Consider the following 23240-nt stretch of genomic DNA (forward strand, 5'->3'; position numbering starts at 1 on the left):
TATTATTTACTTTATGTCCATTTTGTCTAAAATAGAAAATATAGCTGGACAAAAACACACGTTTTAACACATAATGGACACAATGCTTCTTTAGAGGTGTAAAGAAAAAACATTGACAAATATAAAATGGCTAGCTATAATTTTGTTTGTTGCCTTGAGGTGATATGATATGAAATGGTCCATCCATCAATTGAATAAATTGAGAAATAAAGGATTGACATTGGATGAGATGGTAGATGTAAGTGAGCTAAAAGAGGTCGAGAAAGATATTCGTGAAATTAATCCTGTTCATGTAACAGGAAGAGTTGATTTTGGCTCCGGGAAGTTTACGTTCCATCTACATATAACTGGAAGCATGGTTTTACCATGTTCTCGCTCTTTAGTAGATGTGACATTACCATTTGACATTAAAACAACTGAGGTGTTCCAAACTTCAGAAGAAGAGTTTGAAACAGAAGCTGAAATTCATTGTTTAGAAGGAGAAGTACTTGACTTACTGCCCGTAATCAAGGAAAATATACTTTTGGAGATTCCAATGCAAATTTTCAGTGATGATGTTTCTGGTGGAGCACCGATGCAAGGTCAAGACTGGCAAGTGATTTCGGAAGAAAACAAAGAAAAGGCTGTTGATCCAAGATTGGCAGGACTTGCAAAGTTTTTTGACAAATAATCGGAAGACTGGTTTAGGCCTTCATATGAAAATAATTATTTCTTTTAAGGAGGTGGGAAGAATGGCTGTACCTTTTAGAAGAACTTCTAAAACAGTAAAAAGAAAGCGTCGTACGCATTTCAAATTATCAGTACCTGGTATGGTAGAGTGCCCAAGCTGTGGTGAAGCGAAATTAGCTCACCGTGTATGTAAAGCATGCGGTACTTACAAAGGTAAAGAAGTAATCAGCAAGTAATTGCGGGAAAATAAACGTAGAAGATATCTTCTGCGTTTATTTTTTTTGTTTTATTCTTTAGTTGTTGTATTCTATCTTTTCTAGTAACTGCATATGCTTAATAAAAAATGCATAGGGAGGACTAGAGAGATGGCGACAACAAGACAAGATGCTTGGACTGATGATGAAGATTTGCTTCTGGCAGAAGTAGTACTCCGGCATATTCAAGAAGGTGGAACGCAACTTTCTGCCTTTAAAGAAGTGGGAAGACATTTGTCTCGTACACCAGCAGCATGTGGATTTAGATGGAATTCTTACGTGAGAAAGCAATATAAAGAACGTATTGAAGAAGCGAAACAACTTCGTAAAGTAGAAAATTATGAAGTGAAAGAGACGGAGGTATTAGAGCCTACGTCAATTACACTGAATGATGTTATTGATTTCTTGCAAAATTATAAAGATGAAAACTCTTTAATGGTGTTGCAAAAACAAGTTGAATCGCTACAAACAGAGAGAGAACGACTTCTAGAGCGATTATCGGTATATGAGGAAGAGTATAGAACATTACTTGATTATATCGATCAAAAAAGAAGTGTAATGGTAGCGGAAAGAAGCAGTGTTCGTTCGAATGGAAAGTTAGAGAAGTTAAAGAAATAAAAACAGCTGTTACGCAGCTGTTTTTTTTATTTTTTATGCAGATTCCTCGTTTGTAATCGCATTCATATTTGTTTCTGGATGCCAAATATAAAAATCACCATTAGTTACTGATACAGGTTGGAAATTTAATTTATCCCAAAAACCAGCTGAATGGATACGTGCTATCGTTTTAACTGGGAACTGTAGTTGTTTTGCATAATTCACAAGCATTTGTCCAAATCCTTGTTTTTGAAAAGTTGGTAACACTTCAAGTTTATAAAGTTCTAGGTAAGGGCCAGTAATTTCAAATGGTTCGCCACCATCCCTTTTCATATATAGACTCATACGTGCGATTAGTGATCCGCCATAATAAATACCATAAAATGGTGATTCGCTATTGTTTTCAATAATGTTTGCTTGTAACTCTTCCAACATAGATAGTTCTAGAGCTCCGCAACCTTTAAATTTTTTAAATTCATCTAATGTTTTATAATTGATGAGCAAGCGCTCAACTTTTGGGAATCCCATTACATCACATCCTTTTCTTATCTTGTTGAATCCAGAAAAGTAAAAATATTTATAATAATATTATAACTTATTTTTTTATTTTTATGAAGAAGATAGTATATTTCTTTTATTATTTTTTTGAGGATTTGCTAAACTAAGAATAGAAGCACGTTAATAGGTAGTATATACATAGTGAAAGAAGAGGTTGAATTTATCTGTTAGGAGTCAGTGCAAGCGTAGGATGTATGCATGTGGATTAGAAAGATATAAAGGGAGGGAAGGCAAGGAAATTTAATATGAATTCCTTGGGTGAAAATGAAAATTGGAATTGTAGGATCAGGTGCTATTGGTCTATTATATACATTTTATTTACAAAAAAGTAATCAAGATGTCACGTTGTTTACAAGGACGGCTAAGCAGGCTGAAGAATTGAATAAAACAGGTGTAACTTGTATTAGAGATGGGAAACGTGAAACGGTATTTCCATCCATTTTACCGATAGAATATATGTTAGATCAGAAGTTAGATTATACATTTATTGCTGTGAAGCAATACCATATAAATGACATATTACCGTTTGTGCAAGGAGAATCATCATTAATCTTTTTGCAAAACGGAATGTCGCATCTTCATGCTATACAGAAAATAAGAAATGAGAATATAGCTGTTGGTATTGTAGAACACGGTGCGAAAAAAGAAGAAAGGTATACGGTCCATCATACTGGAATAGGTATAACGAAGTTTGGGGTAGTGCGCGGTCCATCTTTATATTTTAAAAAAGTATTCGATTATTTTCCTTTTGCTCATTTTCCAATTCAAATAGAGGCTGATTGGAAAGGTATTATGTACAAAAAATTAGTAGTAAATGTATGTATTAATCCATTGACAGCGTTATTGCGGGTTCAGAACGGTGAGTTAATTACGAATCCTTTTTTTTATCAAATGATGGAGCAAGTATTTAGGGAAGTTGCATTTCTTGTTAGTGAAGAACAAGAAATGGTATGGGAAATGGTACGAGGTATATGTGAAAGAACGTCTCATAATACATCATCTATGCTAGCAGATGTAAGAGCGAATAGACAAACGGAAATCGATGCAATTGTTGGATATGTGTTAGAGGAAGCTAAGAAACAGCAACGACCAGTTCCGACACTTCAATTTTTGTTCGATGCAATAAAAGGATTAGAAGTAAAAGAATAAGTGTTATTCTTTGCTTTTACGTGAAACATTGACTACAATGTGGATTGGTGAGAGAACTGGATACGAAAGGAAGAATTATATGGAGATAAACGAAATCTCTGTTCCGCAACAAGGTATTGTAGCGGACTATATGAACGGTAAAAAAGAGATACAGTCGTGTTTTGATTATATGTTAACAGAAGTTGCTTTTAAACAACGTTTACATGATTTGCGTGAAAGGAAGTTTTTCCGCCAAGAGTTAGTAGCGCATTTATTAGAATATAATACAAAATTGCAAGCGGGAGAATCTACAATTCAAAATGTAAAAGCGCTTGGAGATGAAAATACATATGTTGTTATAGCTGGACAACAAGCGGGGTTATTAACTGGACCGCTTTATACAATTCATAAAGCTATTTCAATTTTACAGCTTGCAAAGGAAAAGGAAGAAAGTTTAGGCGTTAAAGTCGTTCCTGTATTCTGGATTGCTGGTGAAGATCATGATATGGATGAGATTAATCATACTTTTGTAACGAAAAATAAAAAAATAAAAAAGACTATTTTTCATGACCGTAATCCGAAAAAGGCGAGTGCTTCTGAGTCTGAACTGTCTGTTGAAGATTGTAGAAAATGGATGGAAGAGGTTTTTAAAACATACCCAGAAACGAATTTTACAAAGGATGTATTACGATTTGTAGATGATGCTTTGAATAAATCGAATACGTATGTAGATTTCTTTGCTTACCTTATTACAAAAATGTTTGCTAATTCTGGTTTAATTCTTGTTGATTCGCATCATCCTGAATTAAGGAAGTTAGAGGTTCCATTCTTCAAACGTATTATAAGCAAGTATAAAGAAGTGCAAGAGGGGCTTCACAATCAGCAGGAAGTAATTAAAGAATTAGGGTATAAGCCAATTATTGAAACAAAGTCTAATGCAGTGCATATATTCATGGAAATCGATAATGAGCGAGTGCTGCTTGAAGACAATCAAGGAAAGTTTGTCGGAAAAGATGGGACACATTCTTTTTCATATGAAGAATTGATTGAAGAGTTGGAGAGAAGTCCAGAGCGTTTTAGTAATAATGTTGTAACACGTCCTCTTATGCAAGAGTATGTATTTCCTACGCTAGCGTTTATTGGAGGTCCAGGGGAGATAGCTTATTGGAGTGAACTGCAACAAGTATTCCATACTGTTGGTTTCCAAATGCCGCCTGTCGTTCCTCGTCTTACAATGACTTATATAGAGAGAGATATAGCGACAGATTTAAATGATTTACAGTTGCAAGAAAATGATCCGTTTTTACATGATGTAGATAAATTACGTGAAAACTGGTTGTCTGATCAAATAGAGGAACCAATCGACGATCGATTTATAGAGGCGAAAAAAGAAATTATTGATATTCATACATCATTACAACAGTTTGTGAAAAAAATAGATCCAGGATTAAGTGAATTCGCAGGGAAGAATGAGTTGAAAATTAATGAACAAATTGAACTGTTAGAAAGAATGTTGAAAAGAAATGTTGAGAAAAAACATGAAGTTCAACTAAATAAATTCCGCCGTATACAATGTGCAATTCGTCCATTAGGAGCTCCGCAAGAGCGCGTGTGGAATGTATGTTATTATTTAAATCAGTTCGGTTTGGATTTCGTTGATCGAGTGATGGAGAATTCATTTTCTTGGGATGGAAAACATCATGTTATAAAACTATAGAATCTTGCTCTTTGGAGCAGGATTTTATTTTTATTCTGTTGAATTTACTGTGAAGTGAAATTTTTCTGAATTATCATTTTATAACTGGTAGAGATTGTATATATGTAGGATACTTAAATATATGACAAAATCACACAAAATGTAAACGTATTATTCTCTTTTTCGACAGTTTTTTATTTAAATTCCCGCAAAAAATGATAAAATTTAGTATATAATAAAAGAAAATAGCGATTTGTATAGTATGCTGCCTTTGTTGGTAAGTTAACTGAGTCGTTCTTTAGTAGTATTTCGTTCTCTGATCGTGAGAAATACGTTTAGAGGAAGAAATACATTTAACATAAATTAATTGGAAAAAGAGTAGGTGCAACAATGTTTAAACACGTAACAGTGCTTTTGAAAGAAACAGTAGACGGCTTAGATATAAAGCCAGATGGTACATATGTAGATTGTACACTGGGGGGAGGAGGACATAGTTCTTATTTATTATCCCAATTGACTGATGGGGGAAAATTAATTGCTTTTGATCAAGATGAGATAGCGATTCAAAATGCAAAAGAAAAATTTTCTTCATACGGTGAGCAGTTTATAACGGTAAAGAGCAATTTCCGTTACTTATCTGAAAAACTACAGGAATTAGGCATAACAGAGGTAGACGGTATTTTATTCGATTTAGGTGTTTCATCCCCACAATTAGATACACCAGAGCGAGGCTTTAGTTATCATCATGATGCACCGTTAGATATGCGGATGGATCAAGATGCCCCATTAACAGCATATGATGTTATAAATAGCTGGTCATATGAACAACTTGTAAGAATTTTCTTCCAGTATGGTGAAGAGAAATTTTCAAAGCAAATAGCAAGAAAAATTGAAGCGTATCGTGAAAATAAAGCTATTGAAACGACAGGAGAATTAGTGGAACTAATAAAAGAAGGTATTCCGGCTCCTGCGCGTAGAACTGGTGGACATCCTGCGAAGCGAGTTTTCCAGGCAATCCGTATTGCTGTAAATGATGAATTGAAAGTATTTGAAGAAGCGTTGGAATCTGCTATTGAGATGGTCAAGCCTGGTGGAAGAGTTAGTGTTATAACATTCCATTCATTAGAAGACCGTATTTGTAAAACAACATTTAAGCGAAATAGTACAACGCCGCAATTGCCGCCAGGGTTACCAATTATCCCAGATGAATTTAAGCCGAAATTAAAGCTTATTACAAGAAAACCGATTTTACCTTCTGATATAGAGCTGGAAGAAAATAATCGAGCGCGTTCTGCGAAGTTGAGAATCGCTGAAAAACGATAAAAAGGAGAGAGAGGTATGACTAATTTAGCTGTAAAGTACAAACAACAAGCGCAAGAAGAGGTACAAATTCAAACGCCCCCACAGCAGATGGTTAAGCCGAAGGTTAAAGCAAAGATCACAAGGGTCGAAAAACTGATGTATGTAGCGTTTATTGGCTTCTTATTGTATGCCTGTGTAGCGTTTATTGGGAATAAAGCAGGGCTTTATCAAGTTAATGTAGAAGCAGCGACGATCGAAGAAAAAATTGTACAGCAGCAAAAAGAAAATCAAGAATTGCAAGCTGAAGTAGAGAAGCTAAGTCGCTATGAACGAATCGCTGAAGTTGCAAAAAAACATGGGCTAGAAATTAATGCGAATAATGTGAAAGGCCTCAAGTAAGGCAATAGGTGTGAAGGAAAGATGAAGAAAAATATGACTAAATTTCATACCAATAAAGGAGCAGGTTATTTTATGATATTTTTCCTCCTGCTCTTTTTGCTATTATTAGCCCGATTTTTTTACATACAAGCGACAGGAACAGTGCATAATCAGGATTTGGATGACCTTGCTAAGCAAAAACATAGTAAAACAGGAGTTCTCGAAGCGAATCGAGGAACGATTTATGACCAAAATGGTCATGTGTTAGCGCAAGATGCAAACTCTTATAAACTTGTAGCTGAATTAAAAGGTGCGAAACCTGTTGAGAATAAAGAGGATACTGCAAAGAAAATTGCAGGAGTACTAGGAAAAGGCGAAGAGGATATTTTAGCTGCATTAAATAAGGAAGACAGAAGTCAAGTCGAATTTGGAACACTAGGCAAGGATTTGACGAGAGAACAGAAGAAACAAATAGAGGCATTGAATTTGCCGGGAATATCTTTTATTACAGAAAATGCAAGAGTGTATCCAAACGGTGATTTTGCGTCTTACGTCATAGGTCATGCGAAACCAAATGAAAAGGGAACTTCGGTAGGACAATTTGGCTTAGAAAAAAGTTTGGATAAATATTTAAGTGCTTCTAATGGAGAAGTAGCTTATACAGGTGATCGTAAAGGTGTATCTCTCGATGGTGGAAAAGTGAATGTAAAGGCACCTAAAAATGGAGATAATGTGTATTTAACAATGGATCAACGAATCCAAAGTTATTTAGAAGATGCGATGAAAGCGGCAAGTAAACAATATGATCCAGAAAGTTTAATAGGGATTGTTGCGGATCCGAAAACTGGAAAAATATTAGCGATGTCTACTAAACCTAGTTATGATCCTAATGATCGTCAAATTAAATATTTCTTCAATGATGCGATTTCAAATGCATTTGAACCGGGGTCAACAATGAAAATTTTCACATTAGCGGCAGCTATTAATGAAGGTGTGTACAAAGGACAAGATTATTATCAGTCTGGTACATATCAAGTTGGAAATCGGAAGATAAATGATCATAATGGCGGTGCTGGCTGGGGCTCTATTACATTCGATGAAGGGGTGGAGAGATCTTCAAACGTAGCGTTTGCTATTTTAGGTGATCAAAAACTTGGTCCAGAACGTTTCCGTAAATATATTAATGCTTTTGGGCTAGATGAGAAAACAAATATTGATTTACCTGGTGAAGGTTCTAATACAATTTTATTTGATCAGCAAATACAGCAAGTAACAACGGCTTTTGGACAAGGTTCTACTGTAACGCCAATTCAGCTTGTACAAGCTGCAACGTCTATTGCAAATGATGGGAAAATGATGAAACCATATGCGATTGACAAAATTGTAGATCCGATAACAGGGGAAGTAAAATTAGAGCATAAACCAGAAGAAGTAGGAAAGCCTGTTACAAAAGAAACAGCAGCGCAAGTAAGACAGTTGTTAGAACGTGTTGTTACATCTCCGAAAGGAACAGGAACTGCTTATAAAGTCGATGGATATTCAGTTGGTGGTAAAACAGGGACAGCGCAAATGCCGGATGGGAAAGGTGGCTATATGACAGGAAGAGAGAATTATATATTCTCATTCTTAGGGATGGCGCCGATGGAGGATCCGCAACTTGTTGTGTATGTAGCTGTTAAACAGCCGAAATTGAAAGATGATGAGAACGGCGCACAGCCGTTAGCTGATATTTTTAAATATGTAACAAAAAATAGTTTAGAGTATTTAAAGATAAAGCCAAATGAAGTGAAAGATCCGAAGAAGCATTTAAAAGAGCAACAAACTGCTGTTCCAGATGTAACTGGTAAAACGATGACTGAAGCGGGGAAAGCAATTGAAAAAGCAAAACTCCGTCCAATCATACTAGGTGAAGGAAAAGTGCAGCAACAAGTACCAAAAGCGACTGAACAAACATTAAAAGGTGATCGAGTCTTTTTAGTGGGAGATAAGCCAACAATGCCAAATATACAAGGATGGGCACTACGTGATGTTATGAATTTGGCGAAAACATTACAGCTTAACTTAAAACCTTCTGGTACCGGATACGTAACTGAACAAAGTGTAGCAGAAGGAACATTACTGCAACCGGGTACAGAATTAGGTGTAACACTAGTACCACCACTTGAACCACAACAAGAAGCAGAAAAACCGTAATGGTAAGAAGCAAGGAGTTCTAATTAAATAAGTACAAGCATATATTGGAACAAGCTAGGCGTAAGGGAGGCTTGTTCCAATATGCGTGTATCAAATGTAACGGTTAGAAAACGACTTATTTTTATACTTATATCAGGTATACTTATTTTCACTATCATCGATATTCGTCTTGGATATGTACAGTTTTTTCTTGGAAATATGTTAACGGATCGCGCGAAAGATTCGTGGAGTCGTAATATTACTTTTGAGCCTGAAAGAGGGAAAATTTTAGACCGAAACGGTGTGGAACTTGCCACAAATAAAAGTGCCCCGACGGTATTTGTAGTGCCGAGGCAAATTGAAAAACCAGCAGAGACTGCAGAGAAGTTAGCTGCAGTATTAGGTGTGGAAAAAGACGAGATTTATAAGAGGGTTACAAAAAAGGAATCAATTGTAAGGTTAGATAAGGGTGGCAGGAAGATATCGCATGACAAAGCGAAAGAGGTACGAGGATTAAGTTTAAAGGGAGTTTATATTGCAGAGGATTCTATCCGGTACTATCCATTTGGAAATTTTTTATCACACGTATTAGGGTTTGCAGGTAGTGATAATCAAGGTCTTATGGGGTTAGAAAAATATTATGATAAAGAGCTGAATGGTGATAAAGGTCATGTCCGTTTTTTTGCAGATGCAAAAGGACAAAGAATGCCTAACATTGGTGATGATTTCAAAAAACCAGAAGCTGGATTGAACTTAGGCTTAACAATTGATGCGCGTATTACGAGAATTATGGAAAGAGAAATGAATATCGCAGAGTCAACGTATAATCCCGATGGTATGATTGCGATTGCAATGAATCCAAAAAATGGTGAGATTTTAGGCATGTCGAGTCGACCGAGTTTTGATCCAGCAGATTTTCAAAGTGTTTCTCCAGAAGTGTATAATAGAAATTTACCTGTATGGAGTACGTATGAGCCTGGTTCAACATTTAAGATCATTACGTTAGCGGCCGCTTTGAATGAAAATTTGGTAGACTTAGAGAAAGATACGTTTTATGATGATGGAGCAGCTGAAGTTGGTGGGGCTAGATTAAAATGTTGGAAAGCTGGAGGTCATGGTAGCCAGACGTTTTTAGAGGTCGTTCAAAACTCGTGTAACCCAGGGTTTATTGAACTTGGTGATCGTCTTGGTAAAGACAGATTGTTTAAATACATTCGTAATTTCGGCTTTGGACAGAAGACTGGAATCGACTTACAAGGTGAAGGTAGTGGGATTTTATTTAATTTAGATAAAGTTGGTCCAGTTGAGCAAGCAACAACTTCATTTGGTCAGGGTGTTTCTGTTACACCAATTCAACAAGTAGCAGCTGTAGCAGCGGCTGTAAATGGTGGAACGTTATACCAACCATATATAGCTAAGGAGTTTATTGATCCGAAAAATAATCAAGTTGTTAGTAAAAAAACACCTGTTGATAAAAGGAAAGTTATTTCCGAGGAAACTTCAGAAAAAGTTCGTTATGCATTAGAGAATGTTGTAGCGAAGGGGTCTGGTAAAGGTGCGTTTATTGACGGATATCGTGTAGGTGGAAAAACAGGTACTGCTCAAAAGGTGAAAGATGGTAAATATTTAGAGAATAATTATATAGTGTCTTTTATTGGCTTTGCTCCAGCGGATGATCCGCAAATTGTTGTTTATGTAGCTGTTGATAATCCAAAAGGAGTTACTCAATTTGGTGGAGTAGTAGCGGCTCCAATTGTTGGGAATATTCTTCGGGATGCACTTCCTGTTATGGGAGTGAAACCGAGAAAAGAACAAGTTGAGAAAGAATATAAATGGGGCGACACACCAACTGTAGAAGTTCCGAATTTAATTGGCATGAAAAAGAAGGATTTACAAACTCAACTTGTTGATTTGAAGCTTGATATAAGCGGAGATGGAGAGAGAGTAATTAAACAATCACCAGAAGCTGGGGCCAAGGTAAAAGAAGGCTCAAAAATTAGAATTTACTTCGGGAATTAAAGGTAACATAGTGCGTTTTATGGTACAATTGGTGGAAGTGAGTTCTTTATAGAAGAGTTACTTAATTTGAGACAGTAAGTGTCTCATTAATAAATAGGTCTATGTATTAGACGATAGTAGCACGTACCTCCTATTTAAATTAACTAGGAGGTAATGTGTTGCTTACTAAAAAAGAGATAAATAAACAATGTAGAGAGGGTTTAGTGAAATGAAGTTGCATACACTTGTATCATGTTTGCATGATTTTCCAGTTGTTCCAAAAGAAAATCCAGAAATCACATCTATTGAAGCTGATTCACGTAAAGTGAAAGAGGGAAGCTTATTTATATGTATGAAAGGGTATACGGTTGATAGCCATGATTTTGCTAAGCAAGCAGCGGCACAAGGAGCGGCTGCTATTGTTGCTGAAAGACCAATTGATGTTGACGTTCCAGTTGTACTTGTGAAAAATACTTTTCGTTCGTTAGCGGTTTTAGCTGATTATTTTTATGGTCAACCAACACACAAGTTACATTTAATCGGTATTACAGGTACAAATGGAAAGACAACAACATCGCATATTATGGATGAAATTATGCGCGCACATGGTCATAAAACAGGGCTAATTGGAACGATTAATATGAAAATCGGTGATGAAACATTTGAGGTGAAAAATACAACGCCAGATGCACTAACACTTCAACAGACGTTTTCGAAAATGGTTGAACAAGGTGTAGATAGCACAGTAATGGAAGTTTCATCTCATGCTTTAGATCTTGGGCGTGTACACGGATGCGATTATGATGTTGCAGTATTTACGAATTTAACACAAGATCATTTAGACTATCATAAAACGATGGAAGAATATAAACATGCGAAGGGCTTGCTTTTTGCACAGCTGGGCAATAGTTATAATCATAATCGTAAAAAATACGCTGTATTAAACAGCGATGATCCAGTTGCGGAAGAGTATATGAGAAGCACAGCGGCAACTGTTGTAACTTACGGTATAGATGTTTCAAGTGACATTATGGCGAAAGATATCGTTATGACGAGCGGTGGTACGACATTTACACTTGTAACACCGTATGAAAGTGTAGATGTTACGATGAAATTAATTGGTAAGTTTAATGTATACAATGTGTTGGCTGCTGCTGCAGCAGGGCTTGTTTCAGGCGTAAGCTTACAAACAATTATTGATGTAATTAAAGAGCTTGCTGGTGTGCCTGGACGTTTTGAAGTTGTTGATGGTGGACAAAATTACACAGTTATTGTGGATTATGCACATACACCTGATAGCTTAGAGAACGTTCTAAAAACAGCGAAACAGTTTGCGAACGGTGATGTGTATTGTATCGTTGGTTGTGGTGGTGATAGAGATCGCACGAAAAGGCCAGTGATGGCAAGTGTCGCGGTAGAATATGCAACTCAAGCGATTTATACATCAGACAATCCAAGAAGCGAAGATCCAGTGGCTATTCTAGATGATATGATAAAAGGTGCAAAAGGGAATAATTATGAAGTAATTGTTGATCGAAAAGAAGCGATACGTTATGCTATTTCGAAAGCCAAAGCAGAAGATATTATTATTATTGCTGGTAAAGGGCATGAAACGTATCAAATTATTGGTAAAGAAGTTCATCATTTTGACGATCGTGAAGTTGCTAAAGAAGCAATTACAGGGCGTCTAAACAACGAAGAGTAACAACGTGAGAGGAGGACTACATGTGCTTGAGCAAGGTTTATTAGTAACGGCAGGGGTAGCATTCTTAATTTCTGTTGCCCTTTCGCCACTGTTTATTCCATTTTTAAGAAAATTAAAGTTCGGACAGAGTATTCGTGATGAGGGACCGAAGTCACATCAAAAAAAATCAGGGACACCAACGATGGGCGGTATTGTCATATATGTATCTATGATGGTAACGACCTTAATTATGGCAATTAAGTTTAATCATTTAGGTGCAGAGGTTTCGTTACTATTATTGGTGACATTTGGTTATGGATTAATTGGTTTTTTAGATGACTACATAAAGGTAGTTAAGAAAAGAAATCTTGGTTTAACATCGAAACAAAAATTACTAGGACAGCTTATTATTGCAATTGCGTTCTTTTTAATTGGAAAAGGGCAAGCATTTCACACATACATTATGATTCCAGGGACGGATGTTAAGTTTGAACTAGGCTGGGCGTATTTTGTTCTTGTATTATTTATGCTTATTGGTGGGTCGAATGCAGTTAACTTAACTGACGGTTTAGATGGTTTATTATCGGGAACAGCCGCTATTGCATTTGGAGCGTTTAGTATTATTGCTGTGGCACAAGAGCAATTCGGAGTAGCAATATTCTGTATGGCAGTTGTAGGAGCTGTACTTGGATTTTTAGTATTCAATGCGAATCCAGCGAAAGTATTTATGGGAGATACGGGTTCCTTAGCTTTAGGTGGAGCGATCGCAGCTGTAGCAATTTTACTAAAACAAGAATTGTTACTTGTAATTATTGGTGGAGTATTCGTAATGGAAACTTTATCTGTTATTATTCAAGTCATTTCGTTTAAAACAACCGGAAAGCGTGTCTTTAAAATGAGTCCATTACACCATCATTATGAATTATGTGGTTGGTCAGAATGGCGCGTCGTTGTGACGTTTTGGTCTGTAGGATTTTTATTAGCTATGTTAGGAATTTATATCGGGGTGTGGATGTAATTGAAAACTGTAACTGAATTTCAAAATAAAAATATTCTTGTATTAGGCATTGCAAAAAGTGGTTATGCAGCAGCTACCTTGTTACAAAAATTAGGGGCAAATGTTATTGTAAATGACGGAAAGCCTTTAGCAGAAAATACGCTTGCTGCAGAATTACAAGCAAAAGGAATGGACGTTGTATGCGGGGGGCATCCTTTGGAATTATTAGAGAGAAATATTTCTCTTGTAGTAAAAAATCCAGGGATTCCGTATTCTAACCCAATATTAGTTGCTGCGAAAGAAAAGCAGATTCCAATCGTTACGGAAGTTGAATTAGCATACCGTATTTCAGAAGCGCCATTTGTAGGCATTACGGGGTCTAACGGTAAAACGACGACGACAATGCTTACGTTTGAAATGCTAAAAGAAGGACGAAAGCATCCTATTATTGCAGGGAACATAGGCACTGTAGCTTGTGAAGTAGCACAGGATGCAAAAGAGAATGAAGTTGTAGTTACAGAACTTTCATCGTTCCAACTGATGGGAGTAGAATCGTTCCAGCCTAAAATCGCTGTGTTTTTAAACTTATTTGAGGCCCACTTAGATTATCATGGGACGAAGAAAGAATATGGTTTAGCAAAAGCTAATATTTTTAAAAACCAAACAGAAAACGATTATAGTGTAATAAATGCAGATGATGCAGATGTGATGGCTTTATCTGCTTATAGTAAAGGTCAAAAAATACTATTCTCGACAGCGAAAGAAAATGAAGATGGTGCGTGTATAAAAGATAACGCTCTTTATTTCAAAGGTGAAAAAGTTGTTGAAGTAAGCGATATTGTTTTACCTGGTCAGCATAATTTAGAGAATATTTTAGCTGCGATGAGTATTGCGAAACTATTAGGTGTTTCTAATGAAGCTATTACGGTTGTGTTAAAACGTTTTACAGGTGTAAAACATCGTTTAGAATATGTAACAACTATTAACAACCGTAAGTTTTATAATGACTCAAAAGCGACGAATATGTTAGCGACTGAGAAAGCTTTAGCTGCGTTTACACAACCAATTGTGTTATTAGCAGGTGGGCTTGATCGTGGAAATGAATTCGATGATTTAATTCCATATTTCAAAAATGTAAAAGCGCTTGTAACATTTGGACAAACAGCACCAAAATTAGTAAGAGCAGCAGAAAAAGTGGGATTAGATATAATTGAAAGTGTCGACACTTTAGATGAAGCAGTAGTGAAAGCTTATGCTCATTCTACGGAGGGCGATGTAATTCTTCTTTCCCCAGCATGTGCAAGCTGGGATCAATTTAAAACATTTGAAGAAAGAGGAGACATTTTTATACAAGCTGTGCATAAACTTATATAAAGTAAATCAAAACATCAGTAGGCTAACACCTACTGATGTTTTGTTACATAGGGCAAAAGATTCTGCCTAAAGAGGTGGTGTTCATGGCTAATGAAGAAGACGCCTGATTATATTCTTATTATCGTTACACTTGCGTTGTTAACAATCGGAATGATTATGGTTTATAGTGCGAGTGCGGTTTGGGCCTCTTATAAAATGGGGGATTCATTCTTTTTTGCAAAAAGACAATTGTTGTTTGCGAGTATTGGTGTAGTGGCTATGTTTTTTATCATGAAAATTGATTATTGGGTGTGGCGGACATATTCAAAAGTAATTTTGCTAGTTTGTTTCGTTCTTCTTATTCTCGTTCTAATTCCAGGGGTGGGTCTTGTCCGTGGGGGAGCACGAAGTTGGATTGGAATCGGTGCATTTTCCATTCAACCGTCAGAGTTTATGAAATTCGCGATGATTATTTTTTTAGCGAAATTTTTAGCGGAACGACAAAAGTTAATTACATCGTTTAAACGTGGATTACTACCTGCTCTTAGTTTTGTATTTCTTGCTTTTGGGATGATTATGTTACAGCCAGATCTTGGTACAGGAACGGTAATGGTTGGGACATGTATTATTATGATATTTATCTCGGGAGCAAGGGTCTTTCATTTTGCAATGTTTGGTTTGCTTGGTGTAGCAGGATTTGTAGGGTTAATTGCATCAGCACCATATCGAATGAAACGCATCACATCATATTTAGATCCGTGGTCGGATCCGCTCGGAAGTGGATTTCAAATTATTCAATCGTTACTCGCAATTGGACCTGGTGGTTTATTTGGACTTGGACTTGGGCAAAGTAGACAAAAATTTCTTTATTTACCTGAACCACAAACAGACTTTATATTTGCAATTTTATCCGAGGAATTAGGTTTTATTGGCGGTTCATTTGTGTTATTATTATTTAGTCTATTACTATGGCGCGGGATTCGTATAGCATTAGGAGCGCCAGATTTATATGGTACGTTTTTAGCAGTAGGTATTGTGGCGATGATTGCGATTCAAGTAATGATTAATGTTGGTGTTGTAACGGGACTAATGCCTGTTACGGGTATTACTTTGCCATTTTTAAGTTATGGTGGATCAAGTTTGACCTTAATGTTAATGGCAGTAGGTGTATTATTGAATATAAGTCGCCATTCTCGCTATTAAACCCTGTTTAAAAGACAGGGTTTTTCGTATGTGTGGAAAATACAATATGTATATGGAAATAAATACGATTGAATAAGAACAGGGAAGTGGAGGAATTAGTAGTGCGAGTATTAGTAAGTGGTGGGGGTACTGGAGGCCATATTTATCCAGCTCTTGCTTTAATTAGAGAAATAAAAAAATTAAATCCGGAAGCAAGATTTTTATACATTGGTACAGAAAATGGATTAGAGAGTACCATCGTTCCAAAAGCTGGTATTCCGTTCCAATCTATTGTTATAAGTGGATTTAAACGAAAAATATCGTTAGATAATGTGAAAACGGTTATGCGTTTTCTAAAGGGTGTACAAGATAGTAAACGATATATTCGTCGTTTTAATCCGGATATAGTGATTGGAACGGGTGGATACGTATGTGGACCTGTTGTATATGCGGCAGCAAAACTAGGTATTCCAACTATTGTACATGAACAAAATAGTGTACCAGGTGTAACGAATAAATTTTTAAGTCGTTACGTTGATAAAGTTGCGGTTTGTTTTGAAGCAGCTACAGAACATTTTCCGCAGTCAAAAGTGGTAATGACAGGTAATCCGCGAGCATCAGAGGTAATGGATCAAAACGGAATGAAAGGGAAACGTTCAGTTGGTCTATCTCTTCCTAAAAAGTCCGTACTTATTTTTGGGGGAAGTCGCGGAGCTAGACCGATTAACGATGCTTTCGTAGAAGCGATTGAACAGTTTGGAAATAAAAGTTACGAAGTATTGTACGTAACAGGTGAAGTGCATTATGACAAAGTGATGGATGCTGTGAAGGAAAAAGGCAATCCGAATAATGTTATTATTAAACCTTTCATTCATAATATGCCAGAGGTACTAACTGGCGTTGATCTTGTTGTTTCAAGAGCCGGAGCAACAACACTTGCAGAATTAACAGCATTAGGTAAGCCGAGTGTGTTAATTCCGAGTCCGTACGTAACAAATAACCATCAGGAGAAGAATGCACTTTCGGTTGTTGATAAAGGAGCGGCGAAAATGTTACTTGAAAAAGAATTAACAGCTGAAACGCTTATTCGTGATATTGATGAGATTTTATTAGATACACAAACATTACAAAATATGAAGCTAGCTGCTAAGCAACTAGGTATTCCTGATGCAGCAAATAAGTTGTATGGAGTAATGAATAAGCTTGTGAAAAAATAACGTTAGGTGAACGCCCTGCATATTACTGTAATAAGGAAACTTAATATTGGGGGAGAGCGTCTATGGAACAATTAGTAAATGAGCTTATAGAAGCAAATGTTGGTCGCGTGTTAGTTAACGAGCCGTTAGCACGTTATACAACTATGAAGATAGGTGGACCAGCTGATATTTTAATTGTGCCAAAGCATGTTGCCGGTATTGAGAAAATATTGCAGTTAGTAAAGAAATATAAAATAAAGTGGACTGTAATTGGTCGAGGTTCAAACCTTCTTGTATCTGATAAAGGGATAGAAGGCGTTGTTATTCGTTTAGGAGAAGGATTAGACCACTTAGAGGTCGAAAAACATAGGGTAAGAGTTGGTGGCGGATATCCCCTTATTAAATTGTCAACATTACTTAGTCGCCAAGGGTTGGCTGGATTGGAATTTGCAAGTGGTATTCCAGGGAGTGTCGGTGGTGCAGTGTATATGAATGCTGGAGCACATAAATCAGACATATCAAACATATTGTCAAAGGCTCTAATTTTATTTGAAAACGGAACAATTGAATGGTTAACGAATAGAGGAATGGAGTTTTCATATCGTACATCTGTATTGCAAACGAAACGTCCTGGTATTGTTTTGGAGGCGGAGTTTCAATTACAGGTAGGAGAGCGTGAGGAAATCGTAAGAAACATGCAAAAGAATAAAGATTACCGCCGTGAAACACAACCGTGGAATCATCCTTGTGCTGGAAGTGTGTTTCGGAATCCAATCCCGTATTTTGCAGGAGATTTAGTAGAGAAAGCTGGGCTTCGTGGCTATCAAATAGGTGGAGCTCAAATTTCTGAAATGCATGGGAATTTTATTATTAATACTGGGGGAGCCTCAGCGCAAGATGTATTAGATTTGATTTCATTAATAAAGCATACAATTAAGGATAAATTTGGTGTAGAAATGCACACAGAAGTAGAAATCATTGGAAGATAACGGTTATTCATTCCGCTCATTATCATTTATGTTATAATAAGAAGATAAGAACGGCATGAGGAACATGCCGTTTTTTATGTTACATAGGGGGATCGTACATGAAAAATAGTAAAGTGATTAAACTACAAGATCGTGTACCAAAATTAAAAAATCAAAAGAAAAAAAACAAAAAAAATGTTAATCATCGGTTGATTTTATACATATCAATTTTATTTTTATTAGTACTCTTTTTAATTTATTTTCGGTCTCCGCTTAGTAATATAAAAAAGATAAGTGTGTATGGAAATCATTATATGACAGATGACCAAGTAATGAAGGAATCAGGTGTGACATATGATACAAGTTATTTCCGAGTGACAGCACATAAAGCGGAAGAAAATTTAACGAAACGAAAAGAAATTAAAGCAGTAAATGTAAAAAAGCGTTTTCCAAACAAAATTGATGTTCATATTAAAGAATATGTAACGATTGGTTATATAAACAAAGATGGAAAATTACAACCGTTATTAGAAAATGGGAAAACACTTGATGTACTCCCGAATGGAAAACTTCCTGTTGCAGCACCAATTTTTGAACCTTTTAAAGAGGAGAAAATGAAGGGACTAATTGCTGAACTAGAAAAGTTAACTCCGACTATTTTAAGGTCTATTTCTGAAATTCGTTATTCACCGACGAATGCGAATGAAGACCATCTTACTTTATATATGAATGAAGGATATGAAGTGAGCACTACGATTCAAAATTTCGCAAAGCGTATGGAAACTTATCCACTTATTTTAAAAACAATTGAGCCAGGTAAGAAGGTGTTAATTGACTTAGAAGTAGGTGCATATACGAAAGAGTTAGGTGTAGAAGAAAAAAAAGAATAGAACGGTAGTATTCACTGCATTAATATAGAAAAAAGAGAAACGAATGTTCTATCATATGCATACGAGTTTACTAGAATGGTTCATTTGATGAAAAATATGTAAAAATTCTTAGATTCATACTAGGATTGGTACAAGTTTCACTTTTCTATGAGTACATCTTAGTGTAGACTTATACTTGGCGGTAATTTTTACACTTGAAATAAAATTATTTCAAGATAAGCAGTTCTTCACAGGTTACTGCGATATTCTTAAATGAATGTTAAATAAAAATAAGAAAAATATAGGGTTAAAAAAGGGAAACGTGTAAAGACGTTGAATATTTTTCTTATAAATAGTAAAGTTGCGATTGTTGTTCCATATATTGAGTTGTATGGTATAAATAAAGAAGGAGGTGCCAAAGAATGAACAGCAATGAAATATATGTTAGTCTTGACATCGGTACATCCAATGTTAAAGTCATCATTGGTGAAATGGTTAATGACAGCTTAAACATTATTGGTGTTGGAAATGTAAAATCGAATGGTTTAAAGAAGGGATCGATAGTCGATATAGATGAGACTGTTCGATCAATTAAAAAAGCAATTGAACAAGCTGAGCGCATGGTGGGAATCCACATTGAGCAAGTTGTAGTAGGTGTCAATGCAAACCAGGTACAGCTACTTCCTTGTCATGGAGTAGTCGCTGTTTCAAATGAAGATCGTGAAATCGGGAATGAAGATGTCTTACGCGTTCTAGATGCAGCACAAGTTGTGTCAATTGCTCCAGAACGTGAGTTTATTGATGTGGTACCTCGACAGTTCATCGTAGACGGTCTTGACGAGATTAACGATCCACGTGGAATGATCGGTGTAAGATTAGAAATGGAAGGTACACTTATTACAGGATCGAGAACCTTACTACATAACTTACTTCGTTGTGTAGAAAAAGCAGGTCTTGAAATTGTTGATATTTGTCTTCAACCTTTAGCGGCTGCAACAGTTGCTATATCTTCGGATGAAAAAAATAGAGGAGTAGCCCTTGTTGATATGGGGGGAGGATCTACGACTTTATCTATTTTTAAAGATGGAGAGTTACAAGCGACAAGCGTATTACCATTAGGTGGAGACCATATAACGAAGGATATTGCGATTGGGTTGAAAACTTCAACAGAAAATGCAGATCAAATTAAGTTGAAATATGGACATGCTTTTTATGATACAGCATCGGAAGAAGAAATGTTTACGGTTCCTATTATGGGAAGCGATCAAACAGAACAATATTCTCAGTTGGAGTTATCGGATATTATCGAGGCTCGTGTAGAGGAAATTTTAATGTTTGTTCAAGATGAAGTACGTAAGTTAGGAGTAAAGCAAGTAGCTTCTGGGTATGTACTAACTGGTGGAATAGCTTCTATGCCAGGTGTTCTTGATCTTGCATATGATATTTTACATGAAAATGTTCGTGTAGCAACTCCTGACTATATTGGTGTGCGTGAGCCCCAATATACAAGTGGAGTTGGATTAATTAAACATTCATATCAAAAAGCTAAATTACGTGGGAAAAATGTGCAGGAAAAGCAAGAACATTTTGAACCAGTACCAGCACCAGCACCAATGCCGGTACAACAACAACCTGCGAAACAAAAAACCCGTAATCAAAACAATAATAATCAAAATGATGACCGTATGATGTCAAAAGTAAAACGTGTATTCCGTTATTTATGGGATTAAAATTGGACACGAAAAATGAGGTTCTAGGGGGATTTCGACATGTTAGAGTTTGATACTACTCAAGATCAATTAGCGAATATAAAAGTTATCGGTGTCGGCGGTGGCGGAAACAATGCTGTAAACCGTATGATTGAGCACGGTGTACAAGGTGTTGACTTTATCGCTGTGAATACTGATGCACAAGCGTTAAATCTATCAAAAGCTGAAACAAAAATGCAAATTGGTGGAAAATTAACGCGTGGACTTGGTGCAGGCGCAAACCCTGAAGTAGGGAAAAAAGCGGCAGAAGAAAGTAAAGAACAGATCCAAGAAGCACTTCGTGGTGCAGATATGGTATTCGTAACTGCTGGTATGGGCGGCGGAACTGGAACTGGTGCAGCTCCAGTTGTTGCTCAAGTTGCAAAAGAACTAGGTGCATTAACAGTTGGTGTTGTAACACGTCCATTTACGTTTGAAGGACGTAAGCGTGCAACACAAGCTGCATCTGGTATTGCGGCATTTAAAGAAAATGTAGATACACTTATTGTAATTCCAAACGATCGCTTATTAGAGATTGTTGATAAAAATACGCCAATGTTAGAAGCGTTCCGTGAAGCAGATAACGTATTACGTCAAGGTGTACAAGGTATTTCTGATTTAATTGCTACACCAGGTCTAATTAACTTAGACTTCGCAGACGTAAAAACAATTATGTCTAATAGAGGTTCTGCTTTAATGGGTATCGGTTCTGGTAATGGGGAAAATCGTGCTGCTGAAGCTGCGAAAAAAGCGATTTCTAGTCCATTACTAGAAACATCTATTGATGGAGCTCAAGGTGTTATTATGAATATTACGGGTGGAGCTAACTTAAGCTTATACGAAGTACAAGAAGCAGCAGACATTGTAGCTTCAGCTTCGGATCCAGAAGTAAATATGATCTTCGGTTCTGTTATTAATGAAGGATTAAAAGATGATATCATTGTAACTGTAATTGCAACTGGTTTTGATGATAGTATTGCAACTCAACCACCAAAACCAATGATTCGTCCGAATGCGAATCACACGCAACAACAGCAACAACCAGTAGCTCAGCCTTCAAAACAACGTGAAGTAAAACGTGAAATGAAGCGTGAAGAGCCGGTTGTACATGAGCGTCATTCAGATTCAGATGATATCGATATTCCAGCATTTTTACGTAACCGTCGTAGACGATAAAAAAAGGGGCATTCATGCTCCTTTTTTGTTTCTGAATGGAAAAGACCTGCTAAGCAGGTCTTTTTTTATTTTGTATATTTAAATTTATCTCGTATTAACGGCCCGTAAAAGCTCGGTTTATGTGGGTTAAAAGGAACCGATTCTACTGATTAAAATTGCGCGTTAAAGTTGTAGTACAGGATTTTTAATTTTCGTTACATATAGTTCAGCCCATTTGTCGGTAAAAAATAAAAACATATCATTCTATGAAACTATACTTTTATTTTTTACCGACAGATTATGTCTAGAAATCACAAAATAACAAAAAAACACCTCCGCAAATTGACACACTTTCCCATTGGATATGCATTATACTAGTCTCAACTTAAAAAAAGAGGTGAATTGTTTGGTTGTTTACGCCGACGTTGTTTGGTTGTTAAACGCCTGCATTGATTTTCTTTTACTTTTATTAACAGCTACCGTGTTAAAAAAGAAGATCAAAAGATGGAGGCTTGTGTTAGGGGCATTTATAGGTTCCACCATTGTTATTTTTGCCTTTACTCCTTTTGCTTCTATGATGACACATCCGATTATGAAACTACTGTACTCGTTACTTATTGTGTATACAGCCTTTGGGTTTACAACGTTTAGAAATTATACACAAACTGTTTTTACTTTTTACTTTGTCACTTTTATGGTTGGCGGAGGATTAATGGGAACTCATTTCTTTTTGCAAACGAATGAGATGGTAAATGGATTGGTTCAATCTCAATCGATTTCTTACGGTGATCCAATTAGTTGGTTGTTTGTTATTTTAGGTTTTCCAGTAATTTATTATTTTTCTAAAAAGCGTATTGAAAGCGTAGAAATCACGAAAATACACTATGACCAAATCGTGAAAGTGAAAATTCAATTAGCTGAAGAAGAATTGGAACTAGCGGGTTTAATTGACAGTGGGAATCAACTTTACGACCCGTTAACAAAAACACCCGTAATGATTATGCATATTTCATCATTAGAACATTGTTTGCCATCTTGGTTAACAGAACAAATTTATTCCAAAACAGAAATTCCTCAAATACCAGAAAAAGATTCTGGATGGGCGACAAAATTACGCTTAATTCCTTTCCGAGCAGTAGGAGTAGAGAGTCAATTTTTGTGGGCAATTAAGCCTGATAGTGTGCAAGTTGATCATGAAGGTAGTTCAATCGTTGTAAACAAAGTATTGATTGGGCTAAATACACAACAACTGTCTACCAATGGAGAGTATCAATGCATTGTACATCCAAAAATGTTGATTTCACAAAAAATGGTAATTGCTTAATTATGAGAGGCG

General features: G+C 36.3%; 20 protein-coding genes. 19 read left to right on the forward strand and 1 reads right to left on the reverse strand.

Going from position 1 to position 23240, the window contains the following annotated elements:
* Nucleotides 1–169: 169 nt before the first annotated feature.
* The 3 genes from ACS2MN_RS18690 (at nucleotide 170) to ACS2MN_RS18700 (ending at nucleotide 1541) form a co-directional block, all read left to right on the forward strand.
* Nucleotides 170–670 (forward strand): YceD family protein, encoded by a 501-nt coding sequence (locus tag ACS2MN_RS18690; RefSeq protein WP_000872142.1) that lies wholly within the window; start codon nucleotides 170–172, stop codon nucleotides 668–670.
* Nucleotides 671–731: 61 nt separating this feature from the next.
* Entirely contained in the window at nucleotides 732–905 is a 174-nt protein-coding gene (gene rpmF / locus ACS2MN_RS18695; RefSeq protein ID WP_001984764.1) for a 50S ribosomal protein L32, read from the forward strand.
* Between the two features lie 129 nt (nucleotides 906–1034).
* The gene (locus ACS2MN_RS18700; RefSeq protein WP_000246459.1) at nucleotides 1035–1541 is read left to right on the forward strand and encodes an RsfA family transcriptional regulator; all 507 of its coding nucleotides are present in this window, start codon (nucleotides 1035–1037) and stop codon (nucleotides 1539–1541) included.
* Between the two features lie 33 nt (nucleotides 1542–1574).
* Here the strand turns inward: ACS2MN_RS18700 and ACS2MN_RS18705 are convergent, their stop codons facing one another.
* On the reverse strand, nucleotides 1575–2048 hold the full coding sequence (locus ACS2MN_RS18705) for an N-acetyltransferase (RefSeq protein WP_000506686.1): 474 nt from the start codon (nucleotides 2046–2048) through the stop codon (nucleotides 1575–1577).
* A 294-nt stretch (nucleotides 2049–2342) separates the two neighbouring features.
* Between ACS2MN_RS18705 and panE the strand changes: the two genes are divergently transcribed.
* The 16 genes from panE (at nucleotide 2343) to spoIIGA (ending at nucleotide 23228) form a co-directional block, all read left to right on the forward strand.
* Nucleotides 2343–3227 (forward strand): 2-dehydropantoate 2-reductase, encoded by an 885-nt coding sequence (gene panE / locus ACS2MN_RS18710; RefSeq protein ID WP_033661358.1) that lies wholly within the window; start codon nucleotides 2343–2345, stop codon nucleotides 3225–3227.
* A 79-nt stretch (nucleotides 3228–3306) separates the two neighbouring features.
* A complete protein-coding gene (bshC, locus tag ACS2MN_RS18715) occupies nucleotides 3307–4923 on the forward strand; it encodes a bacillithiol biosynthesis cysteine-adding enzyme BshC (RefSeq protein ID WP_346994731.1) in 1617 nt (538 codons plus the stop codon).
* Nucleotides 4924–5292: 369 nt separating this feature from the next.
* On the forward strand, nucleotides 5293–6225 hold the full coding sequence (gene rsmH / locus ACS2MN_RS18720; RefSeq protein WP_000472506.1) for a 16S rRNA (cytosine(1402)-N(4))-methyltransferase RsmH: 933 nt from the start codon (nucleotides 5293–5295) through the stop codon (nucleotides 6223–6225).
* 15 nt (nucleotides 6226–6240) lie between these two features.
* A complete protein-coding gene (gene ftsL / locus ACS2MN_RS18725) occupies nucleotides 6241–6603 on the forward strand; it encodes a cell division protein FtsL (RefSeq protein ID WP_000182809.1) in 363 nt (120 codons plus the stop codon).
* A gap of 21 nt (nucleotides 6604–6624) precedes the next feature.
* Nucleotides 6625–8775, forward strand: a complete 2151-nt coding sequence (locus tag ACS2MN_RS18730; RefSeq protein WP_098708962.1) for a penicillin-binding protein — start codon at nucleotides 6625–6627, stop codon at nucleotides 8773–8775.
* 81 nt (nucleotides 8776–8856) lie between these two features.
* The gene (locus tag ACS2MN_RS18735; RefSeq protein WP_001266241.1) at nucleotides 8857–10773 is read left to right on the forward strand and encodes a stage V sporulation protein D; all 1917 of its coding nucleotides are present in this window, start codon (nucleotides 8857–8859) and stop codon (nucleotides 10771–10773) included.
* Between the two features lie 208 nt (nucleotides 10774–10981).
* Nucleotides 10982–12457 carry a UDP-N-acetylmuramoyl-L-alanyl-D-glutamate--2,6-diaminopimelate ligase gene (locus ACS2MN_RS18740; protein ID WP_000766293.1) on the forward strand — a complete coding sequence of 492 codons (1476 nt, stop codon included), beginning with the start codon at nucleotides 10982–10984 and terminating at the stop codon, nucleotides 12455–12457.
* 22 nt (nucleotides 12458–12479) lie between these two features.
* Entirely contained in the window at nucleotides 12480–13454 is a 975-nt protein-coding gene (mraY, locus tag ACS2MN_RS18745) for a phospho-N-acetylmuramoyl-pentapeptide-transferase (protein WP_000893064.1), read from the forward strand.
* Nucleotides 13455–14807: a UDP-N-acetylmuramoyl-L-alanine--D-glutamate ligase gene (murD, locus tag ACS2MN_RS18750; protein WP_087950659.1), complete on the forward strand. Its 1353-nt coding sequence runs from the start codon at nucleotides 13455–13457 to the stop codon at nucleotides 14805–14807.
* A 90-nt stretch (nucleotides 14808–14897) separates the two neighbouring features.
* Complete coding sequence (gene spoVE / locus ACS2MN_RS18755; protein WP_000753526.1) at nucleotides 14898–15989, forward strand: stage V sporulation protein E; 1092 nt, start codon at nucleotides 14898–14900, stop codon at nucleotides 15987–15989.
* Nucleotides 15990–16090: 101 nt separating this feature from the next.
* The gene (gene murG, locus ACS2MN_RS18760; protein WP_001265419.1) at nucleotides 16091–17185 is read left to right on the forward strand and encodes an undecaprenyldiphospho-muramoylpentapeptide beta-N-acetylglucosaminyltransferase; all 1095 of its coding nucleotides are present in this window, start codon (nucleotides 16091–16093) and stop codon (nucleotides 17183–17185) included.
* A 62-nt stretch (nucleotides 17186–17247) separates the two neighbouring features.
* A complete protein-coding gene (gene murB, locus ACS2MN_RS18765) occupies nucleotides 17248–18153 on the forward strand; it encodes a UDP-N-acetylmuramate dehydrogenase (RefSeq protein WP_000437053.1) in 906 nt (301 codons plus the stop codon).
* 98 nt (nucleotides 18154–18251) lie between these two features.
* Complete coding sequence (divIB, locus tag ACS2MN_RS18770; RefSeq protein WP_000798216.1) at nucleotides 18252–19022, forward strand: cell division protein DivIB; 771 nt, start codon at nucleotides 18252–18254, stop codon at nucleotides 19020–19022.
* 401 nt (nucleotides 19023–19423) lie between these two features.
* Nucleotides 19424–20731 (forward strand): cell division protein FtsA, encoded by a 1308-nt coding sequence (gene ftsA, locus ACS2MN_RS18775; RefSeq protein WP_001087556.1) that lies wholly within the window; start codon nucleotides 19424–19426, stop codon nucleotides 20729–20731.
* 39 nt (nucleotides 20732–20770) lie between these two features.
* Nucleotides 20771–21925, forward strand: a complete 1155-nt coding sequence (ftsZ, locus tag ACS2MN_RS18780) for a cell division protein FtsZ (protein WP_000888977.1) — start codon at nucleotides 20771–20773, stop codon at nucleotides 21923–21925.
* Nucleotides 21926–22310: 385 nt separating this feature from the next.
* Nucleotides 22311–23228 (forward strand): sigma-E processing peptidase SpoIIGA, encoded by a 918-nt coding sequence (gene spoIIGA, locus ACS2MN_RS18785; RefSeq protein ID WP_000261990.1) that lies wholly within the window; start codon nucleotides 22311–22313, stop codon nucleotides 23226–23228.
* Nucleotides 23229–23240 lie beyond the last annotated feature (12 nt).

The organism is Bacillus cereus group sp. BceL062 (genome assembly GCF_051780025.1).
GTDB lineage: Bacteria > Bacillota > Bacilli > Bacillales > Bacillaceae_G > Bacillus_A > Bacillus_A toyonensis.